Here is a 3,147-nt window from a genome sequence, read left to right as displayed (position 1 = left end):
GGCAAAATCGACGGCATTAGAATCGGATCTTACGATTAATTCTCTTTTCACCTGTGTCAATTTAGGTTCTCCCCATTTCTTGGGAAGAACGGATTATACAATAGTTGTACAGGTTATAAAAACCCGTCGAAATCCTAATTACTGGAATTCTTATGTCAATGAACGTTATAAAATGAAAAAGTAGTCCTGCAACTACTTCTTCTTGTGTCGGTTAGCTCTCCTGCGTTTCTTTCGCTTGTGGGTAGCTACCTTATGTCTTTTTCTTTTCTTACCACTAGGCATGAAGTTCTACTTTTAATGCTGTTATTACTTGACTTGGACGTTACTTTTAACTCCTTCTATAAATACCTTTGCGGGTTTAAAAGCGGGAATGTTATGAGCAGGAATCTTAATAGTGGTATTCTTTGATATATTTCTGCCCGTTTTCTCTGCCCTTGTTTTAACGATGAAACTTCCGAAGCCCCTCAGGTAAACATTATCTCCGTTTTCCAGGGAAGCTTTTACTTCCTCCATAAAAGATTCTACTGTAGCCTGTACGTCTCCTTTTTCTATTCCCAGTTTCTCCGAGATCCTTGATACGATATCCGCTTTAGTCATTTTAATTATATAATTTTTGTAAGTTTTTCAGGCTTGCAAATATATAAATTAAATTCTTTCTTTCTGGTAATGTGCTAATTTTAAGTGCATAATCTCTTACTTTTGACCCTTACCGTGAATTCGATGTCATTTTCGAGGAAAATTCTGAGCTGGTACGGGGAAAACAAGCGGTCCCTTCCCTGGCGGCAAACAACCGACCCTTACAAAATATGGTTGTCTGAAATATTGCTACAGCAAACTCGCATTGCCCAGGGATTGCCCTATTACGAAAAGTTTATCATCGCCTTTCCCACCGTACACGAGCTTGCCTCGGCAAGTGAGGAGTCTGTTTTGAAGTTATGGCAGGGTTTAGGGTATTACTCCAGGGCCCGTAACCTGCATGCTACCGCTAAAACCATCGTCAATGAGTATAACGGGGAGTTCCCTGGGAATTACGCAGAATTGATAAAATTAAAAGGGGTGGGGGATTACACGGCCAGTGCCATTGCTTCAATAAGTTTCAATGCCCCGGAACCTGTGGTTGATGGGAATGTATATCGCGTGCTAGCCCGTTATTTTGGGGTAGAATTACGTATTGATACTCCAAAGGGAGTCAGATATTTTAAAGAACTGGCAAGAGAGGTGATGGATCGTGAAAATATTCGGGATTACAACCAGGGGCTCATGGAATTTGGGGCCTTGCATTGTAAACCCAAGAATCCCTATTGCCTGACCTGCCCTCTGAATGATAGTTGTGTGGCACTGGAAAAGGGGATGGTGGATACACTGCCGGTGAAAGGGAAGAAACAAAAAGTTACCCATAGGCACCTCAACTATCTCGTGTTTGAGGATCCAGAAGAACATACCCTTTTCAGAAAAAGGGAAGGGCAGGGGATATGGCAAAACCTCTATGAGTTTCCCTTCCTCGAAACCAAAGGGGAAAGTCCTGCTGGGCCCATACATCAGCAGGTCACGGAAATGCTGCCAGGATATCGCATAGACCAATTGCTGCGATTTAATGAGCAGCTGATTATCCACAAGCTTTCACACCAACATTTACACGTTGTTTTCTGGCGGGTGGTAGTTGACCGTGCACTGGAAACAGGTATCCCAATAAGGGGGTTACACCGATTTCCTGTACCGGTATTGATTGCTGATTTTATTGATAGGTACCTTGAAAAAAGGCCTGCGCTGGAAAATACTTAAGAGCAACAAATTTTCGTATTTTTGATCCAATAGATAAGTTATGAGCGGAACATTGAATAAAGTAATGCTGATTGGGCATTTAGGGGATGAGGTGAAGTTACACTATTTTGAAGGCGGTAACTGCATAGGCCGTTTTCCAATCGCAACCAACGAGACCTACACGAACCGGCAGACCGGAGAAAAGGTCACCAATACCGAATGGCACAATATTGTAGTTCGGAACAAGGCGGCTGAAATTTGTGAGAAGTACCTCAACAAGGGAGATAAAATATACGTTGAAGGCCGTCTGAAAACTCGCCAGTGGCAGGGAGAAGATGGCAATACGCGATATACCACAGAAATACATGTGCAGGATTTTACCTTTTTGAGTACCAAACAGGAAAGTATGGCCAACGCTGGTCCTGCGGCCCCAGGGACCCCTGCCGCAGCACCTCAGCAAATGCAAGAGCCCCCGGCAGTTGCACAACCCCTGGCCGAACAGGAAGACGAGGACGATCTGCCGTTCTGATGAACAAAGTAAATTCCTAGCCCTTGGATCCTGATCCACATAGTTTATTGATTGGGTTATTTGCTTTAGATAGCACACTTGTAATCCGCCTGGTCATCATGGTGGTGCTTTTGTGCTGTTCAGCACTGGTCTCTGGTGCTGAGGTGGCCTTTTTTGGTCTTTCGGGTACAGATTTGAATGAGATCAGGGAATCCAAATCCAGTAAAAGCCGAATTGTTGTTCAGTTACTCGAAAAGCCTAAAAAACTACTGGCGACAATCCTGATAACCAACAATGCTATCAACATCGGGATTGTCCTCCTTTTCAGCACAATTGGGGACACTCTTTTCTCAGGCATTAATTATGTGTTGCTGTCCTTTATTTCAGTACGTTTTCTTCTCGAAGTGGTGGTAGCCACCTTCCTGATATTGATGTTTGGTGAGATCTTACCGAAAATTTATGCGAACAGGAACAGGCGCCCCTTTTCTTTCTTTATGGCATACCCACTAAAGGTCATGGATGTGTTTTTTACCCCTTTAAGTAGCCCGATGCGGAGTGCCAGTATCTTTATGTACGAACGGTTGGGGCGGCGGAAATCGAGCCTGAGCGTAGACCATCTTTCACAGGCACTGGAACTTACCTCAGAAGGGGACACCACAAAGGAAGAACAGAAGATCCTGGAAGGGATTGTCACCTTTGGCAATACAGATACCAAACAGGTAATGCGCCCCAGAATAGATATTTTTGCCCTGAGCGATGATATGAAATTCCCGGATGTTCTGGAGGAAATCAAGAAATATGGTTATTCCAGGATCCCTGTTTTTTCAGAAAATATGGACAATGTCCTTGGGGTACTCTACGTAAAGGACTTACTGCCT

General features: G+C 43.8%; 4 protein-coding genes. 3 read left to right on the top strand and 1 reads right to left on the bottom strand.

Translation table 11 applies throughout. From position 1 onward, the window contains the following. Positions 1 to 306: 306 nt before the first annotated feature. The gene (locus tag AC4E7D_RS13360; RefSeq protein ID WP_490174281.1) at positions 307 to 597 is read right to left on the bottom strand and encodes an HU family DNA-binding protein; all 291 of its coding nucleotides are present in this window, start codon (positions 595 to 597) and stop codon (positions 307 to 309) included. A gap of 123 nt (positions 598 to 720) precedes the next feature. Here AC4E7D_RS13360 and mutY point away from each other — a divergent pair, with 123 nt between their 5' ends. From mutY to AC4E7D_RS13345, 3 genes are all read left to right on the top strand, one after another. Further along, a complete protein-coding gene (mutY, locus tag AC4E7D_RS13355; RefSeq protein ID WP_490174280.1) occupies positions 721 to 1,782 on the top strand; it encodes an A/G-specific adenine glycosylase in 1,062 nt (353 codons plus the stop codon). A gap of 40 nt (positions 1,783 to 1,822) precedes the next feature. Next, positions 1,823 to 2,290: a single-stranded DNA-binding protein gene (locus tag AC4E7D_RS13350; RefSeq protein WP_490174279.1), complete on the top strand. Its 468-nt coding sequence runs from the start codon at positions 1,823 to 1,825 to the stop codon at positions 2,288 to 2,290. Positions 2,291 to 2,313: 23 nt separating this feature from the next. Further along, positions 2,314 to 3,147: CNNM domain-containing protein (locus AC4E7D_RS13345; RefSeq protein WP_490174278.1), on the top strand; the 834-nt coding region annotated here is incomplete at its 3' end.

The organism is Lentiprolixibacter sp. (assembly GCF_982873095.1).
The sequence above is the reverse complement of the archived record's forward strand: the minus strand, read 5'-3'. Positions and strand labels throughout refer to the sequence as shown.